The sequence below is a fragment of the Sphingomonas sp. IC-11 genome, from assembly GCF_021043365.1.
Lineage (GTDB): Bacteria > Pseudomonadota > Alphaproteobacteria > Sphingomonadales > Sphingomonadaceae > Sphingomonas.
In genome coordinates this window covers 614,485-634,782 of the sequence record NZ_JAJNDU010000001.1, presented here as the reverse complement: position 1 = coordinate 634,782, position 20,298 = coordinate 614,485, and the positions used below count along the sequence as shown (strand labels likewise).

The 20,298-nt window shown below is 65.8% G+C and carries 19 protein-coding genes; 13 read left to right on the top strand and 6 right to left on the bottom strand.

Going from position 1 to position 20,298, the window contains the following annotated elements:
- Positions 1 to 80: 80 nt before the first annotated feature.
- Positions 81 to 815, bottom strand: coding sequence for a triose-phosphate isomerase (tpiA, locus tag LQ954_RS03010; protein WP_231021886.1), 735 nt, complete (start codon positions 813 to 815; stop codon positions 81 to 83).
- An 83-nt stretch (positions 816 to 898) separates the two neighbouring features.
- Here tpiA and LQ954_RS03005 point away from each other — a divergent pair, with 83 nt between their 5' ends.
- Genes LQ954_RS03005 through LQ954_RS02990 form a run of 4 tightly spaced genes read left to right on the top strand, consistent with a single transcriptional unit; the run spans position 899 to position 5,817 of the window.
- Positions 899 to 2,842 (top strand): peptidylprolyl isomerase, encoded by a 1,944-nt coding sequence (locus LQ954_RS03005; RefSeq protein WP_231021885.1) that lies wholly within the window; start codon positions 899 to 901, stop codon positions 2,840 to 2,842.
- Positions 2,826 to 4,334: an anthranilate synthase component I gene (gene trpE, locus LQ954_RS03000; protein WP_231021883.1), complete on the top strand. Its 1,509-nt coding sequence runs from the start codon at positions 2,826 to 2,828 to the stop codon at positions 4,332 to 4,334. Before LQ954_RS03005 ends, trpE begins: the two co-directional genes overlap by 17 nt.
- Positions 4,331 to 4,648, top strand: a complete 318-nt coding sequence (locus tag LQ954_RS02995; protein ID WP_227770918.1) for a YciI-like protein — start codon at positions 4,331 to 4,333, stop codon at positions 4,646 to 4,648. The genes trpE and LQ954_RS02995 overlap by 4 nt, the downstream gene beginning before the upstream one ends.
- A gap of 41 nt (positions 4,649 to 4,689) precedes the next feature.
- Entirely contained in the window at positions 4,690 to 5,817 is a 1,128-nt protein-coding gene (locus LQ954_RS02990; RefSeq protein WP_231021881.1) for an alpha/beta fold hydrolase, read from the top strand.
- A 27-nt stretch (positions 5,818 to 5,844) separates the two neighbouring features.
- Here the strand turns inward: LQ954_RS02990 and LQ954_RS02985 are convergent, their stop codons facing one another.
- Entirely contained in the window at positions 5,845 to 6,312 is a 468-nt protein-coding gene (locus tag LQ954_RS02985) for a hypothetical protein (RefSeq protein WP_227770920.1), read from the bottom strand.
- Between the two features lie 141 nt (positions 6,313 to 6,453).
- Here LQ954_RS02985 and LQ954_RS02980 point away from each other — a divergent pair, with 141 nt between their 5' ends.
- The 6 genes from LQ954_RS02980 (at position 6,454) to lexA (ending at position 11,270) form a co-directional block, all read left to right on the top strand.
- The gene (locus tag LQ954_RS02980; protein ID WP_231021879.1) at positions 6,454 to 7,032 is read left to right on the top strand and encodes an anthranilate synthase component II; all 579 of its coding nucleotides are present in this window, start codon (positions 6,454 to 6,456) and stop codon (positions 7,030 to 7,032) included.
- On the top strand, positions 7,029 to 8,018 hold the full coding sequence (gene trpD, locus LQ954_RS02975; protein WP_227770922.1) for an anthranilate phosphoribosyltransferase: 990 nt from the start codon (positions 7,029 to 7,031) through the stop codon (positions 8,016 to 8,018). Before LQ954_RS02980 ends, trpD begins: the two co-directional genes overlap by 4 nt.
- On the top strand, positions 8,015 to 8,818 hold the full coding sequence (trpC, locus tag LQ954_RS02970; protein WP_227770923.1) for an indole-3-glycerol phosphate synthase TrpC: 804 nt from the start codon (positions 8,015 to 8,017) through the stop codon (positions 8,816 to 8,818). The genes trpD and trpC overlap by 4 nt, the downstream gene beginning before the upstream one ends.
- On the top strand, positions 8,815 to 9,282 hold the full coding sequence (moaC, locus tag LQ954_RS02965; protein ID WP_227770924.1) for a cyclic pyranopterin monophosphate synthase MoaC: 468 nt from the start codon (positions 8,815 to 8,817) through the stop codon (positions 9,280 to 9,282). The genes trpC and moaC overlap by 4 nt, the downstream gene beginning before the upstream one ends.
- 84 nt (positions 9,283 to 9,366) lie before the next feature.
- A complete protein-coding gene (locus tag LQ954_RS02960) occupies positions 9,367 to 10,551 on the top strand; it encodes a molybdopterin molybdotransferase MoeA (RefSeq protein WP_227770925.1) in 1,185 nt (394 codons plus the stop codon).
- 56 nt (positions 10,552 to 10,607) lie between these two features.
- Positions 10,608 to 11,270 carry a transcriptional repressor LexA gene (gene lexA / locus LQ954_RS02955; RefSeq protein ID WP_227770926.1) on the top strand — a complete coding sequence of 221 codons (663 nt, stop codon included), beginning with the start codon at positions 10,608 to 10,610 and terminating at the stop codon, positions 11,268 to 11,270.
- A 142-nt stretch (positions 11,271 to 11,412) separates the two neighbouring features.
- On the opposite strand, the gene LQ954_RS02950 is transcribed toward lexA, so the two are convergent.
- Entirely contained in the window at positions 11,413 to 13,554 is a 2,142-nt protein-coding gene (locus LQ954_RS02950) for a ComEC/Rec2 family competence protein (protein ID WP_231021877.1), read from the bottom strand.
- Positions 13,555 to 13,584: 30 nt separating this feature from the next.
- On the opposite strand from LQ954_RS02950, the gene gltX reads away from it, so the two are divergent.
- From gltX to LQ954_RS02935, 3 genes are read left to right on the top strand one after another with little or no spacing between them, the layout of a single operon-like run.
- The gene (gltX, locus tag LQ954_RS02945) at positions 13,585 to 15,036 is read left to right on the top strand and encodes a glutamate--tRNA ligase (protein ID WP_231021876.1); all 1,452 of its coding nucleotides are present in this window, start codon (positions 13,585 to 13,587) and stop codon (positions 15,034 to 15,036) included.
- Positions 15,029 to 16,309, top strand: a complete 1,281-nt coding sequence (locus LQ954_RS02940) for a citrate synthase (protein ID WP_227770929.1) — start codon at positions 15,029 to 15,031, stop codon at positions 16,307 to 16,309. The genes gltX and LQ954_RS02940 overlap by 8 nt, the downstream gene beginning before the upstream one ends.
- A gap of 1 nt (position 16,310) precedes the next feature.
- Positions 16,311 to 16,511, top strand: coding sequence for a hypothetical protein (locus LQ954_RS02935; protein WP_227770930.1), 201 nt, complete (start codon positions 16,311 to 16,313; stop codon positions 16,509 to 16,511).
- Between the two features lie 23 nt (positions 16,512 to 16,534).
- Here the strand turns inward: LQ954_RS02935 and LQ954_RS02930 are convergent, their stop codons facing one another.
- From LQ954_RS02930 to LQ954_RS02920, 3 genes are all read right to left on the bottom strand, one after another.
- Positions 16,535 to 17,782 carry a hypothetical protein gene (locus LQ954_RS02930; protein ID WP_231021875.1) on the bottom strand — a complete coding sequence of 416 codons (1,248 nt, stop codon included), beginning with the start codon at positions 17,780 to 17,782 and terminating at the stop codon, positions 16,535 to 16,537.
- Positions 17,779 to 18,945: a Coenzyme F420 hydrogenase/dehydrogenase, beta subunit C-terminal domain gene (locus tag LQ954_RS02925; protein ID WP_231021874.1), complete on the bottom strand. Its 1,167-nt coding sequence runs from the start codon at positions 18,943 to 18,945 to the stop codon at positions 17,779 to 17,781. The genes LQ954_RS02930 and LQ954_RS02925 overlap by 4 nt, the downstream gene beginning before the upstream one ends.
- A 92-nt stretch (positions 18,946 to 19,037) precedes the next feature.
- Positions 19,038 to 20,264 carry a polysaccharide pyruvyl transferase family protein gene (locus tag LQ954_RS02920; protein ID WP_231021873.1) on the bottom strand — a complete coding sequence of 409 codons (1,227 nt, stop codon included), beginning with the start codon at positions 20,262 to 20,264 and terminating at the stop codon, positions 19,038 to 19,040.
- Between the last annotated feature and the right edge of the window lie 34 nt (positions 20,265 to 20,298).

Sequence of the window (20,298 nt, the reverse complement as noted above, 5' to 3'; positions counted from 1 at the left end):
GGCGCGATCCGGCCATCTCAGACTGCGGCAGACCGTAGGCGCTGGCACCTGCGGTCTGCACGCCTGACCGGCAGATCGGATCAGCCAACAGCCGCCGCGATGATCGGCGCGAACTTGGCTGCGGTCAGGCTCGCGCCGCCGACCAGCGCGCCGTCCACCTCCGCCGCGTGGAGCAGCCCGGCGGCATTCTCGGCCGTGACGGAGCCACCGTACAAAAGGCGAATGGCGCCACCCTGCTCCGCCCCGAGTACTTCCACCAGCGCGCCGCGGATGGCGGCATGCATTGCTTCCACGTCAGCAACGGTCGCGACCTTACCAGTCCCGATCGCCCAGATCGGCTCATAGGCAATCGCGAGCCAATCGCCGGCGGCGCCCTCCGGCAACGAGGCGCGGACCTGAGCCGTGACGACCTTTTCCGCCTCACCGGCTTCGCGCTGCTCAAGCGTCTCGCCAACGCACAGGATCGCATCCAGACCATGGCGGCGGCATGCTTCGGCCTTGGCCTTCACGTCCGCGTCGGTTTCACCCTGGCCCTGCCGCCGTTCCGAGTGGCCGACGATGGAGAAGACGGCGCCCGCCTCCTTGATCATCGGTGCCGAAACGCAGCCAGTATGTGCGCCGCTGTCCGCAGCATGAACATCCTCGGCGCCGATCGGAAAGCCTGCGCACTGGGCGGCGGGATGGATCAGCGTCGCTGGCACCGCGATTGCCACGTCAACGCGCGGATCGATCGACGTTGCCACGGCTTCGAGCTCGGCCAGCGCCGCCAGATTGCCGTTCATCTTCCAGTTACCCGCCACGAACTTGCGACGCATGCTCTCTCCCCCTTGTCGGTTGCGCCGTTGCGGTAACGAAGAGGCGCCCTTAAAGCGAGCGCCGTTCAACGGATTGGCGCTGCATGCTCGGGTTCTTTCGTCGTATCATCTATTCACGCTTTGGCATCGTCATCACGATGGGCGTGCTGGGCGTCATCGCGCTGGCATTCGCGCTGGGCGATATCACTGGCCTGCAGAGCGCAGGGGCCAGTGGCGGCACAGTCGCCAAGGTCGGAGGCGAGAGCGTTTCCGAAACCGAACTCACCCGCCGCGTACAGGACGAGTTGCGTGGCGCCCAGCAGCGCTCTCCTACGGCCGACATGAGCCAGCTGGTGGCCGCCGGCGGTGTGGAAAGCGTGCTGGACCGGATGCTGAACGGCCTTGCACTGGAAGCATTTGGCCAGGACCAGGGCATGGTGGTGAGCCGCGCGCTGATCGGCAGCGAGCTTCGCAACATCCCCGCCCTTCAGGGCCCCACCGGCAAGTTCGACCAGGCAATCTATGAGCAGGTGCTCGCCCGCAACCGCCTGACCGACGCCCAGGTCCAATCCGATATCGCCCGGGAAACCATGGTGCAGTTCCTGCTGCGGCCGCAGCTGGGCGCCAGCCAGGTTCCGCAGTCACTTGCCCTCCCCTACGCCTCCTTGCTGCTGGAGCGTCGTGCCGGGCAGGTAGCGATGATCCCGGCGTCTGCCATGTCGGCGGGCAGCGCACCGACCGATGCGGAAATCCAGAACTGGTATCAGCGAAATGTCACCCGCTACTCGCTTCCGGAGCGCCGTGTCGCCCGCTACGCCATCGTGACGCCCGAAACAGTGAAGGCACGCGCGACGCCGACCGAGGCGGACATTGCCGCGGCGTACAATGGCGACAAGGCGCGCTGGGGCGCCCGTGAGACGCGGACCGTGTCCCTCGTCACGGTGCTGGATCAAAAGGCAGCAGCATCATTGGCCAGCAAGGTCCGCGGCGGCACTTCCGTGTCCGACGCGGCACGTGCCGCCGGCCTGGAGGCGCGCCGCCTGGAGGGGCAGGACAAGCAGGCGCTGACGCAGGCGAGCTCTGCTGCAGTTGCGGATGCCGTGTTTGGCGCGCAGAGTGGCGGCGTGATCGGGCCCGTGCGCGGCTCGATCGGCTTCGTGGTCGCGAAGGTTGAGAATGTCGCTCAGGTCGCCGGCAAGTCGCTGGCCGAAGCGCGTCCGACGATCGTAGAGGAATTGACGAAGAAAAAGACCGCGGACAGCCTTGCAGCGATCCGCGACGCCCTGGAAGACTCGATCGCAGACAACGCGAACTTCTCCGAACTGGTCGCCGACCAGAAGCTGACGGCGGTCGCCACACCGGCGCTCACCGCGACTGGCATCGACCCGGAAAAGCCGAACGTGCAGCCCGACCCCGCACTGCTGCCGATCCTGTCGGCGGCCTTCCAGTCGGAGGAAGGTGACGATCCTCAGGTTGTCCAGACTGCCGCCGACGGCAGCTTCGCGGTGGTTGCGCTGGACCGGATCGTCCGTGCCGCGCCGCGACCGCTGGCATCGGTACGCGATCAGGTGGCGCAAGACTTCGCCGCCGATCGTGCCCGTCGCGCCGCGCGTGCGGCAGCCACCAAGGCGCTTGCAGCGATCAACAAGGGTGCTGCCATCGACAAGGCCCTGGCTGATGCCGGTGTCCGCGGCGGCAAGGTTGAACGGCTGGTTGCCGCACGCTCGCAGGTGAACGCCGATCCGCGAGGCCCCAATCCGGTGCTCGCGCTGATGTTCAGCATGAAGGGCGGCACCGCCAAGATGCTGGAGTCACCGGCCGGGAATGGCTGGCTGATCGTCAAAGTGGAGCAGATTACCGCGGGGGATGCCGCGAAGATCCCGCAGGTGTTGACCGCTACCCGTCAGGATCTCGGCCGCGTGGTCGGCGGTGAATATGCACAGCAGTTCACCGAAGCCGTGAAGAAGGCGATGAAGGCGAGCCGGAACCCGGATGCGGTGGCACGCGTGAAGGCCAGCCTGGTCGGCCAGGGTGGCTCCAATCAGTAACCGAGCCGCCCTCGACGCTCTCGCTGGAGGGCGGCCGGCGCTCGTCTGGCGGCGGCGCATCGCCGACACCGAAACGCCGGTGGCGGCCGCCCTGAAGCTCATCGAGCCGGGCCGCGGCGACTTCCTGCTGGAATCGGTCGAAGGCGGCGCGGTTCGCGGGCGGCATAGCCTGATCGGCCTCGCGCCCGACCTCGTCTTCCGGGCGGAAGGCAATCACGCGTCGATCAACCGCCGCTGGCTGACCGATCGCGACGCATTCGTTGCTTGCGAGGCGCCGACCCTCGCCGCGCTGCGCGATCTGGTCGCCTCCTGCCGGATGGACGTGCCGGAAGAACTGCCGCGCGCGCTGGCCTGCCTGGTGGGGTATTTCGGCTACGAGACGATCGGCCTAGTCGAAGATCTGCCCGCGCCGAAGACTGATGCGCTGGGATTGCCGGACATGATGTTCGTTCGGCCGACCGTGATCCTGGTCTTCGATCGGCTGGCCGATGCGCTGTTCCTTGTCGCACCGGTCTGGCCAAAGGCGGGCCGGTCGGATGAGGCGATCGTTGCCGAAGCCAGTGAACGGCTGGACGCTATCGAGGCGCGGCTGGAAGCGGCAACGCTGCCGCCGCGCGTTCGCGGCGAACCGGCTGAGATCGCTCTCGCGCCAGTGCTGCCGGAGGGCCGCTATGGCGAGATGGTGAGGGCGGCGAAAGAGTATATCGTCGCCGGCGACATCTTTCAGGTGGTGCTCGCCCAGCGCTTCACCACGCCTTTCGCGCTTCCGCCTTTCGAGCTTTATCGCGCACTGCGCCGGATCAACCCGTCTCCGTTCCTTTATCACCTCGATCTGCCCGGCTTTGCCCTGACCGGCTCGAGCCCCGAAATCCTCGTCCGCGTGCGTGATGGGGAAGTGACCATCCGGCCGATCGCGGGGACTCGCCCGCGTGGCCGTACGGCAAGCGAGGATGAGGCAAACCGGACCAGCCTGCTTGCGGACCCCAAGGAGCGGGCGGAACACCTGATGCTGCTCGATCTCGGCCGCAACGACGTGGGCCGGGTGGCCGCCGCCGGCACGGTCAACGTCACCGACAGCTACACCGTCGAATTCTACAGCCACGTCATGCACATCGTCTCGAACGTGGTGGGCCGACTCGATCCGAAGCATGACGCCATCGACGCGCTGTTCGCCGGGTTCCCGGCCGGAACGGTAAGCGGTGCGCCCAAGGTGCGGGCGTGCCAGATCATTGCCGAACTGGAGGGCGAAAAGCGCGGAGCCTATGCCGGAGGTGTCGGCTATTTCTCGCCGGATGGATCGATGGACTCCTGCATCGTCCTGCGGACGGCGATTGTGAAGGACGGCACCATGCATGTTCAGGCGGGCGCCGGCATCGTCGCGGACAGCGACCCCGCCTATGAGCAGCGCGAGTGCGAGGCAAAGGCGGGTGCCCTTCTCGCCGCGGCGCGAGAGGCGATTGCACAAGCCAGCGCTGGCGGGTTCGGACAGTGAACGCCGCCGCGCACCAGTTGCTGGTCTATGATCTGGCGCCGGATTATCTGGATCGGCGTGGAGAGTTCCGCGAGGAGCATCTTCGCCTCGCCTGGACGGCGGCAGATACCGGTAATCTGGTGCTGGGCGGGGCGGTGGGCGAGCCCGTGGCATCTGCACTGCTGCTGTTCCGTGACCGCGCCAGCGCCGAAGCCTTCGCGAAGGCAGATCCCTATGTATTGCAGGGGCTGGTGAAAGCGTGGCGGGTCGAGCCCTGGCACACGGTGGTGGGCGCGCACGCAGCCACCCCGCTGCGGCCGGGCGCGGACCGGTAACAACTCTTCCCCAGGCACGCGGTCGTGGATAGGCTGCGACCATGCGCTTCTTGTCCATCGTCGCTTCGACCGCCGCTCTCGCAACCGCCCTCCCCGCCACGGCCCAGACCACGCAGCCGGTGGCGACGCCCGCCAATCCAGCACCGGCCCCGTCCGCATGGCCAAGCAAGGAGGCAGACGTCACGCTGCCGGCGTTCCGGTTCAAGACGGGCGAGACCATGGACGTGCGGATGCACTACACCACCCTCGGCACCCCCCATCGCCGCGCCGACGGGCAGATCGACAATGCCGTCATGGTTCTCCACGGCACGGGCGGGACCGGCAAACAATTCTTGTCGCCGCAGTTCGCCGATGAACTCTACGGGCCCGGCCAGCCCTTCGACATTCGTACCCACTATGTGATCCTGCCGGACAACATCGGGCATGGCGCCTCGTCCAAGCCCTCCGACGGCAAGCGAATGGCGTTCCCCAAATATGACTATGACGACATGGTCGCCGCACAGAAGGCAATGCTGGAGAAGCTCGGCGTCACCCGGCTGAAGGTAATCCTCGGCACGTCAATGGGATGTATGCATGCCTTTGTCTGGGGTGAAACCTTTCCCGGGTTCGCGGAGCGGCTGGCGCCATTTGCCTGCTTGCCGGTGCCGATTGCCGGGCTGAACCGGATGTGGCGCAAGCTGTCGATCGACGCGATCCAGGCGGACCCGGCGTGGAGGGGCGGCAATTATACGGCGCAGCCGGAACAGGGCCTGCGCACCGCAGCAAGCCTGTCGATCATCGCGGGCGCGAACCCATTGGCGCTGCAGAAGCAATATCCGACGCGGGCGGCATCCGAGGCGTTCCTGGCACAGGCGTTCGCGCGCAACAGTGCTGGCCGCGATGCCAACGACTACATCTACCAGCTGGACGCCTCACGAAACTACGATCCGTCGGCGGCGCTGGAGAAGATCACCGTCCCGGTATTGTGGATCAATTCCGAGGACGATTTCATCAACCCGTCCGGCTACGGGATCACGGATGCCGCCGCCAAGCGCATGCCGCACGCGACCTTCCGGCTGATCGCCGCGAGTCCGGAGACGAAGGGTCACGGCACCCACACATGGGCGAAGTTCTGGAAAGCGGACCTCGCGGGGTTGCTGAGGGAGCCAGTTACCTCGTCGCCGCGCTGATCCCCTCGCCCGGCGCCCGCCGACGCATCAGCGCCGGGGCTCATCCTCCAGATCGATATCGGTGCGGGCCTCTGGCGTCGAGGCTTCCTGCTCCCGACGCGCCTGCTGGCGCTCCGCGGCCCAAGCCTGACCCGCCCCGACGCCGCATCCGGTCTGCCCGCCCGTACCGATCGGAGAGCAGGTGTTGGGAAGGCCGCCGGCCACCCTGCCCACGCGATCCACGGTTGCGGCACGATTCACCCAGCTCTGATTCTGGGCCGGCACCTCGGGCGGGCGGCGCAATCCCTTGGGGACGCGGAACTGCTCGTTCGGATCGAGGCGGCTGCACACCACGATCTCATCCGCCGCGGCGGTCGGGCACTTCTCGTTCCCGGTCAGCGTCACTTGCCGGATACGCTGCGGCGGCTGGCCGCTTTCCGCCTGCGACTGGGCCATGGCGGCGGCGGGAATGATCGCGGCCGAAGCGGCGGCGGCAAAGACGAGGGAGCGAAACATGGAAGGCGACCTCCTGGGGCAATCACACAACGATCGCAGCGGCGGCTTTATCCCGCGTGAACGTCGCGCCCGCGCCTACGCGAGATTACGCCAGCGCAACAGTCGTTGCGGCTTGCCCGCGTTGCGCTATGGACCGGGCACATGATCCTGGTCGTCGACAATTACGACAGCTTCACCTGGAACCTGGTCCATTATCTGATGGAATTGGGGGCCGAGGTACGCGTCGAGCGCAATGATGCGCTGACCGCGGCGGAAGCGCTTGCGTCAAACGCCACCGGTTTCCTCGTGTCTCCTGGGCCATGCACGCCCAACGAAGCCGGGATCAGCCTTGATCTCGTCGCCGCCTGTGCCGAGGCGCGCCGGCCGTTGCTGGGCGTTTGCCTGGGGCATCAGGCGATCGGGCAGCATTTTGGCGGACGCGTGGTTCGCGGCGGCCTGATGCACGGGAAGACAAGCGCGATCGAACATGATTCGACGGGTGTCTTCGCCGGCCTGCCCTCGCCCTTTACGGCCACCCGCTACCATTCCCTGGTGGTGGAGGATGTGCCTGACGTGCTCGTCCCGAACGCGGTCGCCGCGGATGGATCGGTGATGGGCCTGCGCCATCGCGACTTGCCGATCCATGGCGTACAATTCCATCCGGAGAGCATCGCAACGGAGCATGGCCACGATCTGCTGGCGAACTTCGTCGCGCTGACCGGCTCCAAGGCAACCTCATGACCACCATTTCCCTGCTGCCCAACCCGTCCACCCCGCTGTCGCGCGAAAGCGCGGCACAGGCGTTCAGCGACATTCTGGATGGCCGGGCCAGCGACGAGGCCGTGGCGCGATTCCTGATCGACCTGTCCGACCGGGGTGAGACCTCCATCGAGATTGCCGAAGCGGCCCGGGCGCTCAGGGACCGCTTGATCCCGATCAGCGCCCCGGCGGAAGCGATCGACGTGTGCGGAACCGGAGGCGACGGGCACCATACGCTCAACGTGTCCACCGCCGTCAGCCTGGTTGTGGCCGCCTGCGGGGTGCCGGTAGCGAAGCATGGTAACCGGGCGGCCTCGTCCAAGGCGGGCGCGGCCGATACGCTGGAGGCTCTTGGCCTCGACATGGAACGGGCAGGCGCGCTGGCAGAAGAGACGCTGAACGAACTCGGCATCTGCTTCCTGTTCGCGGCCAATCATCACCCGGCCATGAAGCGGATCACGCCCATCCGGCGGCAGATCGGCAAGCGGACGATCTTCAACCTGATGGGACCGCTAGCCAATCCCGCGCATGTCACTCGCCAGCTGATCGGGATCGCTCGTCCGGATTACGCGCCGGTCTATGCCGACGCGCTGGAACAGCTCGGCACACAAGCGGCGCTGGTGGTGTCCGGCGAAGAGGGGCTCGACGAAGTCTCGGGCGCGGGTCCGACCATCGCGGTTGCGATCGGCGCCGTCGATGTTGGCGCGCGCATCGTTCCGGAGGATGCCGGTGTCCGACGCCATCCGATTGATGCGATCAGGGGCGGCGATCCCGCGCACAATGCGGCGGCGCTTCGGCAATTGCTGACGGGAACGCACGGTGCGTATCGCGACGCGGTGCTCCTCAACGCCGCCGTGGCACTGACCTTGGTTGGCGAACCGCTGGAAAGCGGCGCACGCCGCGCGGCAGAGGCCATCGACAGCGGCGCTGCGAACGACCTGCTCAACCGCTGGATCGCCTGGGCATGACGATCCTCGATCGGATCCTCGCCACGAAGCGCGAGGAAGTTGCGGCACGTCGGCGGGAGCGCTCGGTAGGGGACCTCGATGCACTGGCGCGGTCGCAGACCGCACCCAGGGGCTTCAAGGCGGCACTGGATCGGATCCGCAGTTCCTCGAAGGGCGACGCCGCACCGCGCTATGCGTTGATCGCCGAGATCAAGAAGGCCAGCCCGTCCAAGGGCCTGATCCGTGAAGACTTCGATCCGCCTGCCCATGCGCGCGCCTATAGCGAAGGCGGCGCTGCCTGCCTGTCGGTGCTGACCGACCACGAGTATTTCCAGGGGCATGAGGATTATCTGATCGCCGCGCGGGCGGCATGTGACCTGCCGGTCATTCGCAAGGACTTCCTGGTCGATCCCTGGCAAGTGGCGGAGGCCCGCGCCATCGGTGCCGATGCGATCCTCATCATCATGGCAGCGCTGGACGACGGTGCCGCCGCCGAGATCGAAGCCGCGGCGATCGAGCGCGGCATGGATGTGCTGGTCGAAGTGCATGACGCTGAGGAACTGGAGCGGGCACTGGCACTCCGCTCCCGCCTCATCGGGGTCAACAATCGCGATCTGCGAGATTTTTCCGTCAGCTTCGACCGCACCTTCGAGCTGGTTGGCCAGGCGCCCGCCGGATGCACCTTTGTCGCCGAAAGCGGGCTCAACACGCGCGCGGACCTCGATGCGATGGCCGAACATGACGTGCGCTGCTTCCTGATTGGCGAATCGCTGATGCGCCAACCGGATGTCGCCGCCGCCACGCGTGCCCTAGTCGGGTGAGCCAGCTCACGCATCTCGATGAAGCGGGCGCCGCGCGGATGGTGGACGTCGGCGGCAAAAGCGAGACTGCGCGAGAGGCGGTGGCCGAGGGGCGCATCACCATGTCCGCCGAGGCCGCAAAGGCGATCGCAGATGGCGCGGTGGCGAAGGGCGACGTGCTGGCTGTCGCCCGCGTCGCGGGGATCATGGCGGCCAAACGGACCAGCGATCTGATCCCCTTGTGCCATCCCCTGCCCCTGTCCAAGGTGACGATCGACCTGGCAGTAGGCGCCGACGGCGTGTCCGCAACGGCTACTGTGGCGACCAGCGGAAAAACCGGGGTCGAAATGGAAGCGCTCACCGCCGTCTCTGCGGCGCTGCTGACAATCTACGACATGGCCAAGGCGATCGACAAACGCATGACGATCAGCGGTGTGCGCCTGCTCGCCAAGCGCGGCGGCAAGTCCGGCGACTTCACCGCCTGAAGCCGGATGACCGGCGGTGGAGGGCTCGCGCGAAGGTCATTGATCGGGCTGTCCCTGCCAGGCGTAATCTGCCACTCCGCACCTATGAGCAACTTGCTTCCCGTTGCCGAGGCACAGGCTCGCCTCCTGGCCGCCAACCCGCCGGTCTCTGCCGAAACCCTGCCCATCACGCAGGCCATCGGGCGCTGGGCCGCCGCTCCCATCGCCGCGCAGCGGACTCAGCCGGCGCACGACCTTTCGGCAATGGATGGCTATGCCCTTCGGTTCGACGACCTGCCCGGACCGTGGCAGGTGATCGGCGAAAGCGCGGCGGGCAAGCCCTTCGCTGGCGAGGTCAACCCGGGCGAGGCAGTTCGCATCTTCACCGGCGCAGTGATGCCGACCGGGGCCGATACCGTATTGGTGCAGGAAGAAGCGCAGCGCGACGGGGAACGCCTGATCCTGAGCGGTGAAGGACCGTCCAAGCGAACCGGCAATGTGCGTCGCCGCGGCCTCGACTTTTCCGAAGGCGATACGCTGGTATCCGCCGGCGAACGGCTGACGCCGGCACGACTGGCGGTTGCAGCGACTGGCGGGGCCTATGAAATCACCGTCAGGCGCCGTGTTCGCGTGGCGATTGCGGCGACGGGGGACGAACTGGTTGATCCAGGCGCAGCACTCGTTGCGAACGCGCTGCCCGAATCCAATCGGCTTCTGCTGCGTGCCTTGCTCGCCGATCTGCCAATCGAAGTCATCGACCTGGGCATTCTGCCGGACCGGCTTGACGTGCTGACCGATGCGTTCGCGAAGGTGGAGGCGGACCTCCTCGTCACCACCGGGGGCGCTTCGGTCGGCGATCACGATCTTGTGCAGCCTGCCCTTCGCGCGGCTGGCGCAAATATCGACTTCTGGCGCGTCGCGCTTCGCCCGGGCAAGCCGCTGATGGCGGGCCGCCGCGGCGACATGGCCGTGCTCGGGCTGCCCGGCAATCCGGTATCGGCGTTCGTGACGACCATCCTGTTCGTTAAACCATTGATCGCGCATCTTGCAGGTGCGGCCGACCCGTTCCCAATCAGCACCCACGCGGTTCTTGGCGAGACGATACCTGCCAACGGGCCACGCACCGATTACATGCGGGCGGAGCTGCGCGACGGCCGGGCATTCGTGGCGAGCATTCAGGACAGCTCGATGTTGCTCACCCTTGCTCGCGCGGGCTGCCTCATCGTACGCCCCCCGCACGATCCGGCACGAGAACGCGGCGACTCGGCAGAAATCCTGATGATCGCTTGACGCCCGGTAAAGCGTTCCTTAAAGGTTCTTCGTCTGTTCGCGACGGAGGCGATGCGGTGCTTACCAGGAAGCAGCACGAGCTGATCTGTTTCATCAACGACCGGTTGGCTGAGACCGGCGTGTCCCCTTCGTTCGAGGAAATGAAGGAAGCGCTGGATCTCAAGTCGAAGTCCGGCGTGCATCGTCTGATCTCGGCGCTGGAGGAGCGTGGCTTCCTTAGACGCCTGCCGAACCGTGCGCGTGCGCTTGAAGTGCTCAAGATGCCAGAACGGGCGGAGGTGAAGCAATCGCCGACGCCCGCCTCCACGCGCCGCATCGTGCCGGAACCTGCCAATGATGTGGTGGAAGTGCCGCTGCATGGCCGGATTGCCGCGGGTGTGCCGATTGAGGCCATCGAAGGGGCAAGCACGCTGCCAGTGCCGGCCGCCCTGCTGGGCTCAGGGGAGCATTTCGCCCTAGAGGTTGCGGGCGATTCCATGGTCGAGGCCGGCATTCTGGACGGCGACTTTGCGCTTATCCGCAAGCAGGACGTGGCGCGCGACGGCGAGATCGTCGTTGCCTTGATCGAGGATAGCGAGGCGACCTTGAAGTATTTCCGTCGTGAAGGCGCGATGATCCGTCTCGATCCCGCCAACCGTGCTTATGATCCGCAGCGTTATGCTCCGGCTCAGGTGCGGGTACAAGGCAAGCTCGCCGGGATCCTGCGCCGCTACGCCTGACCCGTTCGGCCTCTCCGGCGATGCTCCGTTAAAGAGCAGCTGCGTGGCTGGCGCCAGCGGGTAGACGCAACCGGATACTCGGCGCTGAACTGATCCGGCGTGATGCTAATCACCTTGAAATGTCGCGTGGAGATGGCAGCTTTCAGGGCTGTTCAGAACGTGCGGTTGACGTGGCCGACACCCACGGGTGGGCGTCGCCGGGACGGTGAACCGTACGGACATTTCCCGTCGCAAGCGTGATTGCGATACCGCCTGTGCTCTCCAGCGCTGGGCGATCGAGCCGCAGCCAGCGCGGGTTGCATCCGCGGGGAAGGCGGCGATCGCTGACAACGATATCCGCTGCACGACAAGCGGCGATCATGTCGGCAATCGGCACCAGATAAGCGCTTCGGGTCGCCAGGACGCGCCATGACCGATCGCCATTGGACAAGGTGGCACGGCACAGATCCCGGGTGCAGCTGGCGTGCGCTTGTTCGGACAGCGGCACCAGCTCTTCCTCCGCGCCTCCCGCTTCGGCGAGCATATCGCGCGCATAGTCACCGGCCCGTTCCCGCAACAGCGCGGTCTGTCCGTCCGTCATGCGTAAAGCCACGTGCCTGCCATCGCCGGTGACGAGCACATCCGGTGGCGGAGTGAGCAAGGTCCACACCGTTCCGACCGCAATCGGAAGGAGACCGAACGGCCGCCAGCTGGTGCGCCACAGGGCGAGCCAGAGGCCGCCCGCAACGATGAGACCAAAAGCGACGCCCGGCATGACCGGTATCGCCGTTGTCGCACCGGGCGCGGCTGCCGTGACATGGGCGATCCAGAGCAGGACGGCGAGCGCCTGCCCCGTCAGCCACCAGATCGGCGCACCGAGTGAAACCGCGTCGACCAGCAGGGCAAGCGCCTCCAGCGGCATGATGACGAACGTCGTCAGCGGGATCGCCACGATGTTAGCCAGCGCGCCGTAAACCCCGGCCTTGTGGAAATGGAATATGGCGATCGGCATCAGCGCCACCTCGACCGCCACACCGGTGAGAAGAAGCGAGCCGCCGCCGCGCAGGAGCCGCCTGGGCCACCCCTCGTCCCGCGGCCCGAACCATTCGCGGACTCGGTGATGCTCCGCCAAGGCAATGATGGCGGTGACCGCGGCAAAGGAGAGCTGAAAGCTGGCCCCTGCCAGCGCCTCCGGCCACATCAGCAGGACGACCAGCGCACCGGTTGCAACCAGACGCAGGGTGAGCGCTTCCCGCCCCAGCGCCATGGCCGCGAGCACCAACAGGGCAGCGATGCAGCTGCGGATTGTGGGCACCTCGCCGCCGGTCAGCCAAGTATAGCCGAGGGCAGCAGCCGCTCCGAGCGCGGCGGCCAGGAGCGGCACCCGGCCAGTGAGCGCCAGCCGCAGGTTGAGGGCCAACAACCGCGTGGCGAGCAGCATGGTCAAACCGACCGCAGCGGTGATGTGGAGCCCACTGACGGACAGAAGGTGCGCCAAACCGGACGCCCGCATCGCCTCCTGATCGGCCTCGTCGATACCGCCGGTGTCGCCCGTCGCCAGCGCAGCCGCGATGCCGCCGGCACTGCCGCTCAGCCGCGCCTGGATGTGCCGGGACAATCGGGTTCGCACGGGTTCATTCGAGCTACCCCCTGACAGGATCCTTACAGGTCCGAGCGCGCGCCCAGTGGCGCCAATGCCGTCAAACCAGGCGACACGCGCGAAATCATAGGCTCCCGGCACGGCAGGTGGCGGAGGAGGCATCAAGCGCGCGCGCAACGCCACCGTTGCGTGCGGTACCAGCCCTGCCGGCACGTCACGGTCCAGAATATTCACGCGGATTCGGATCGGCCGGTTGGCGGGCGCAGGATCGGTCCATTGAAGGTCTGTTAGACGAAGCCGCACCAAGCTGCGGGCGGGCAACTGATCGACCTTCTCCACGCGGGCGGTGAGGTGAGCGACGATGGGGCGCTGCAACACCGGCGCAGCGGCGCGATCAGCCTTGGTCCAGATCAGCCCTACGCCGAGCGAAAAGGCAGCCGCGCTGATGGCAACCACGCGGCCGGTTCGCCCGCCACGCCCCAGGGCAATAGCAAACAGCATGACAGCAAGCCCCGCCAGCAGCACGCCTCGCCAACCGATGCTGTCCGGAAGAACGAACCACGCTGAAATCCCCGCCCCCAGCATGACCGGCAGCCACAGGGGTAACTGATCCCGTTCCGCATCCAGCCGGCTTTCCAGCCATGCCCGTGCGGTTTGAAGCGCCGAGAGGTGCGTGCTAGGGGGCTGCGCGGCAGTTGTCGCCATGATCGTTTTCCAGCCTGGGAGCTAGCGCGCTTGAGCGCAACCACAGATACCGGCACGCCTGCTGTCGTAACCCGCTTTGCCCCGTCGCCGACGGGCTTCCTTCATCTGGGCGGCGCCCGTACCGCCCTGTTCAACCTGCTGTACGCCCGCCACTACGGCGGCCGCTTTCTCCTGCGCATCGAAGATACCGATCGCGCCCGCTCCACCCAGCCGGCGATCGAGGCGATCCTGTCCGGGATGCGCTGGCTCGGCCTCGATTGGGACGGCGAGGAAGTCTATCAATCTAGCCGCGCGGCACGCCACGTGGAAGTGGCCGAGGCCATGATTGCCGCTGGTGCCGCCTATCGCTGCTACATGACGTCCGAGCAAATCGAGACGATGCGAGCAGAGGCTCAAGCGAAAAAGCAGCCGCTGCGCATTCGCTCACCCTGGCGCGACCGAACCAATGACGATGCGAACGCTCCGTTCGTCGTTCGCCTGAAGGCGCCGACGGAGGGCGCAACTACGATCGAAGATCGGGTTCAGGGCGCCGTCACCGTGCAGAACGCCGAACTGGACGATCTGGTGCTGCTGCGCTCGGACGGCACGCCGACCTATATGCTGGCGGTTGTGGTCGACGACCACGACATGGGCGTGACCCATATCATCCGCGGCGACGATCACCTCAACAACGCGTTTCGCCAGTTGCCCATCATCAAGGCGATGGGATGGCCCGAGCCCGTTTATGCCCACATCCCCCTCATCCATGGCAGCGACGGTGCCAAGCTGTCGAAGCGGCATGGCGCGGTTGGCATTGAGGCGTATCGCGATGAGCTCGGCATCCTGCCCGAAGCGCTCGACAATTATCTTCTCCGGCTGGGCTGGGGCCACGGCGACAACGAGATAATCAGCCGCGAACAGGCGATCGAGTGGTTCGACCTGAGCAGCGTCGGCAAGTCGCCGTCGCGCTTTGATCTGAAAAAGCTCGAGAACCTGAACGGCCACTATATCCGAAGCGCCGATGACACCCGGCTGGGCGAACTCGTGTCGGACCGGCTTGGTCTCGCACAAGGTGATGCTCGGCGGCCGCTGATGGTTGCGGCCATGCCTGCGCTGAAGCCACGTGCCGCCAATTTGAACGAACTGGCCGATGGCGCACGCTTCCTTCTGGTTACTCGCCCGCTCGACATCGCTGCCGATGCGGAGCCGCTTCTTGCCGGGGACGCGCGGGTCACGCTTGCAAAGGTTCATGCCGCGCTTGACGCTGTAGCCAAGTGGGATACGGAGGCGCTCGAAGAAGCGGTGCGGCAGGTTGCCGAAGCGCAGGGCTTGAAGCTCGGCCAGGTGGCCCAGCCGCTCCGTGCCGCACTCACCGGCCGCCGGACCTCGCCCGGAATCTTCGACGTGCTCGCACTGTTAGGCCGGGACGAAAGTCTCGCCCGCATCGCCGATCATGCCGCGGATCAAACGGCCGCCCAGGGGAAGGACGAAAAGAATGACTGACGCCAAGCTGTCCCTCGCGGATAAGAACTTCGGCTATCCCGTGCTGTCCGGCACGGTCGGCCCCGACGTGGTCGACATCCGCAAGCTGTACGGCCAGACGGGCGCCTTCACCTATGACCCCGGCTTCACCTCCACGGCATCGTGCCAGTCGAAGCTGACGTACATCGACGGTGACGAGGGCGTTCTGCTCCATCGCGGCTATCCGATCGGTGAGCTGGCCGAAAAGTCGAGCTTCATGGAGGTCGCCTACCTCCTGCTGAACGGCGAGTTGCCCAAGGGCGACGAGCTGAACAAGTTCGAGAACACCATCACCCGCCACACCATGCTGCACGAGCAGCTGGCGACCTTCTATCGCGGGTTCCGCCGCGACGCGCATCCGATGGCGATCATGTGCGGCGTCGTCGGCGCGCTTTCCGCTTTTTACCACGATTCGACCGACATCCACGATCCGCAGCAGCGCATGATCGCGTCGCATCGCCTGATCGCCAAGATGCCGACAATCGCGGCGATGGCGTACAAGTACAGCGTCGGGCAGCCGTTCCAGTATCCGGACAATTCGCTGAGCTACACCGGCAACTTCCTGAAGATGACCTTCGGCGTGCCGGCCGAGCCCTATGAGGTGAACCCGGCGGTCGAAAAGGCGATGGACCGGATCTTCATCCTCCACGCCGATCACGAGCAGAATGCGTCGACCTCGACCGTGCGTCTCGCCGGTTCGTCGGGCGCCAATCCGTTCGCGTGCATCGCGGCCGGCATCGCCTGCCTGTGGGGCCCGGCGCATGGCGGCGCCAACGAGGCAGCGCTCAACATGCTGCAGGAAATCGGCACGCCGGATCGCATCCCAGAGTTCATCAACCGGGCGAAGGACAAGAACGATCCGTTCCGCCTGATGGGCTTCGGTCACCGCGTGTACAAGAACTACGATCCGCGCGCGACGGTGATGCAGAAGACCGTGCGTGAGGTGTTCGAGGCACTCAACGTCAACGACCCGCTGTTCGAGACCGCGCTGCGGCTGGAAGAGCTGGCGCTCAGCGACGATTACTTCATCGAGAAGAAGCTGTTCCCGAACGTCGACTTCTATTCGGGCGTGATCCTGTCCGCGATCGGCTTCCCGACGTCGATGTTCACCGTGCTGTTCGCCCTTGCCCGCACCGTCGGCTGGGTCGCGCAGTGGAACGAGATGATCACTGATCCGGATCAGAAGATCGGTCGTCCGCGTCAGCTCTACACCGGGCCGACTGCACGTTCGTACGTGCCGCTGAACGAGCGCTGAGATGCGGCGCTGGCGCCCGGTGCTGTTCGCGCTGGGCGCCGTGCTTGCCCTGGTCGGCCTGCTGTGGGTCGGTCAGGGCCTTGGCTATGTGAATTGGCCATCGTCCAGCTTCATGCTGGACCAGCGGGTTTGGGCGGATCGCGGCGCCGGAGTCGCCGTAGTGGGGCTCCTCCTTATATTGGTCGCTCGCCGCCTGCGCTGACCAGCGAGCCACGCACCAACCTGTCAGCGCTTGAACATATAGCTGACGCTTAGCGTCGCTTGGGCGCCCTCATAGTCGAACAGATCGTTGTTGCTGGCGCGCCGCTGATAAGATCCGCGCACGCTCATGCGCACCTGTCGACGCGCATAGTCGAGGCGCAGGGTGGCGGCATCGACCCGGTCCCTGGTGATCGATAATCCGGTCGGTGCCGCGACCAGCCGAAAGTTGCGTTCCGCACGCGAGAGCGCCGCACCAACCTGCACCAACGGGGTCAACGCATAGGTAAACGAGCCAACATAGTTGGTCTGCCGAACGAAATCGGAGGAGAAGCCGGGTGAGACGGCAAGTGCTCGATCGGTCTCAGCGGCCAGGAGGACCCTGCCCCCAAGCCGAAGCGTGGCCGAGAGATCCCAGTTCAGGCCGTCATAGCGCTCGGCACCCCTGAGGCTTACTGGCGAGCCCAGATCGGAATAGCTGATCGAGCCCACCAGCTGAAGGGGCGCGCCCAGGCGGCGATCGAAACGCACACCGGCACTGGTGATCCGGAAGGTCGGCACCTGCGTCGCGGCAAGTCTTCGCCGCTGGTCATAGGAGAAATCACGCCGTTGCACGAAGATCGTGACGATGCCGATCGATGGCTGGGCATAGTTCAGCTCGCTGCCGTAACGGACTTCCTCGACGTCCTGCCCTCGCCGCAGTCGCGCGCTGTTTGCGGTCTCCGCGTAGCGAACGTGTGCGCTAGGGCGAATGCCGATGTCGGGGCCGCATATGAGTGTCGCCCCGACTTCCTTGAGCGTTTGCACATTTTCTGCCGACCCGGCGGACACGTCCGGGATGACCGACAGGTCGATAAGGTCGCTTTGGCGGCGCGCATAAGCAACATTCGGGGCGACAGTGCAGAAAGCCACCGGCAGTTTCGCCTGAGCGCCCAAGGTTATGCGTTCGCGATTCAGGCGGCTGTTTCGCGCATAGGAATCATAACCGATGCTGCCGCGCGTGGTGATTGACGCTCGCCCTCTCGGCAGGGTCATGTCCAGCGATGCGGTGGGAAGGACACGCAGGTCCTCGTTCTCGAGTCCGCGCAGCCGGGCTGCAGCATCGCCGCCCCGCGCGATATTGGTATCGTAGAGAAGGTCGTTTGAGACTGTCAGGGTGACCGATCGCGCAGGTACGGAGAATGTTCGGCCGAGCGGTTGCGCCACCTGCCCCCAAGCCGCGCTCGGAAGCAGGGCTGCGCTGCCCGACAGCAACAAGACGATCGGAGCCCTCATGCCGGCTGTCCCCGTCCGCCGGCAGTGATGCGCCACTTTCGCCAGCGCCGGAGCAGCACGCGGCGCATGGTTCCCAGAAAGTTGTGCGTGATGTCGTATGGATCGCCCTGCCGCGCAGCGGCGCCGACCTCCAGGTCTCGCATGATCGGTACTGGCTGGAGCGAAGCACGAACGGCGGCGGTGCGCGCCGCGATCATCCGTTTGCGCTGCGCTTGAGCTGGCTGCATCCGCTCGATCTCTTCGATTGGCAGCGGCGCTGTTTCGATTGCGGCGGCCGCTTGGGCAGAATGCAGGAATGCCTCGCCTGCCGCCGTACGACTCATGATCAGACTGCGCCCGTCCTTTTCCTCAAAGCTTGGGTAACCCGCGGCGTCGCCGTACCAGGCGTCCGCGCAGGCGATATCCGCCACCCCACCCACTGCGTCTGGACAGATCTTGCAGCGGAATTGCACCTGCCGGCTGAGGTGCCTGCCCCAGCTTTCGGCGTAGGACATCTCGCCAGACCTGCCATCAGCCGTGCGAGCGACTGTCAGGCCGGGCCAACCCTGCCCGCGATAACGAAACTCGACGACGTCGCCCTGCTCGAGCCCCATGGCGCGCAAAATATCGGCTGCCCCGGCACTGCTCGGAAGCCCGCCGCAGAAGAAGGAAAGCACCAACGGCACGTGCTTTGCCACGCGGGTGTCATATCGGCCGAGTTGCCGAAGCGCAGAGACATCGCAGGGCTTACCGACAAAGGCGAAGCGCCCGCCTTGTGCGAGAGCCTCTTCGATCGCCGCCAGCGGAGACGACGAGGCGTAGCGGGATCCGGCTCCGGCAAGCACCTCTTCGCGAGTGGAGGACCATCGAACTCGGTTACCCGTTGGGTGCTTCGGGTCCGGCTCAATGTGCAGCACTCGGTCAACCGTTCCTTGCTCAAGAGCATGGATTAGCAGCGCCGATAGAGCTCCGCCTGAAGCGCCATGGAAGCGGACCTCGGGATCGGACGCGGCGCCGGTAAGCGTCTGTCGCCAGGGTCCCCATAAAGGGTGTTGGTGCCGCTCCTCCTTTGACCAGGGCGCAATGACACTGCCGGGGCAGGAGCCGGCGATCCGTGCCTCGGCGGCCTCCGTGACGGGGCAGAACTGCCTGGGTCGTGCAAAGCCCGCCGCGTCCGTCGCCATCCCGATCGTGCCAGAGGATACTCCGGCGCATAGTCCGCACCCAGTACACAGATCGGCAGCGAGGACACGCGTAACGGTTGGTGATGCCGCAATCATGCCGATGCGCTCACGGCAAGAAAGGTCGAACGAAGGGTGTCGCGATAACCGGCAAGCAGGCTCTGCACCCGCCTCATTCCTGCTGCCTCCTGATCTGCCAATGCAGCTCGGTTAGCCAGCGCTTGCAGGATCAGATTGGTCGCTTGCTCCTCATTCATGCCGGTGACGGGCACCATTGTTTCGTAATCCAGCAAACCGAAGAGCCCGCCGAACTTGCGACTATACGCAACCGGAACGACAGGAACCCCTGCGGAGAAGGCAGCAATACAAGCATGCATCCGAGCGCCGACGAGCAGGTCGAGCCCCGAAATGTAGCTCTTCGCATCGGAGGGCGTGGCGAAGTTTGGCACCCGGACCACACCGGGGAACTCGGCGGCTAAGCGATCACACAAGGCGCCATCATCGTCCCGCGGATCCCGATTGCTGGTCGCATGCGGCACCAGATGGACCTCTATGTCCTCCCTCAAGCACAGCCTTGTCAGCAGTCCGCGAGTAAAGCGGGCATAGTCATAAGAGAGGCCGAAGCGGTTGCTTCCCCGTTCTGCCTCATCAAACAGCAGTCCGGAGGGGTTCACCCCGATCCGCAGGAGAGGTCCCCCGCGTAGATGCGAGCGATCCTCGAACGGAAGCTCAAACGCGACATCTACCGCGAGCGTCACCGCTGCCGAGGGTGCCATCCGTCGTGCTACATCGCGAGAGAGCTCGTCGCGTACGAACAAGGCCCGGCTGCGTCCCATGACGAACGCGGCGACGGCCATATAGGGGCGCCTGGTGAATGGCCCGATCGTCTGGGGTGAAAAGATCAGCGGCTTGTGCCGGGCGAGCGCAAGCAGCTTGCTGATAACGAGGAAGGAGAAGCGGCGCGGACCATAGATGTCGGCAAAACTGTCGCCGGCTCCGATGTCGAGCACGCAGTCCACCTCCGCCATCGCCCGCCAGATCGTGCCCCCCGGACGCAGCGCTCGCCAATCGATCGGCACCGGGCGAGTGCCTGGTAATGGGATGACCGGCTGTTGCCTGTCTCGTGCCCCCATGACCACGAAACGAGGCTCAAGGCCGATCTCCTCGGCGACCTGACGAGCGATCGTCAGATTGGCCACAGTGAGCGCCCCGACGCCGAGATTGCCGGAGTTCAGCGAGTGCCACAAAAGACCGATGGTGATCGGCTGGCCCTTGCGCGCCGACTCCTGCCGGTTCTCGCCAACTGCCGCTCGGCCATGCATGCTGTGCGCCCCCGTCACCTGACGCGGGCAGCGG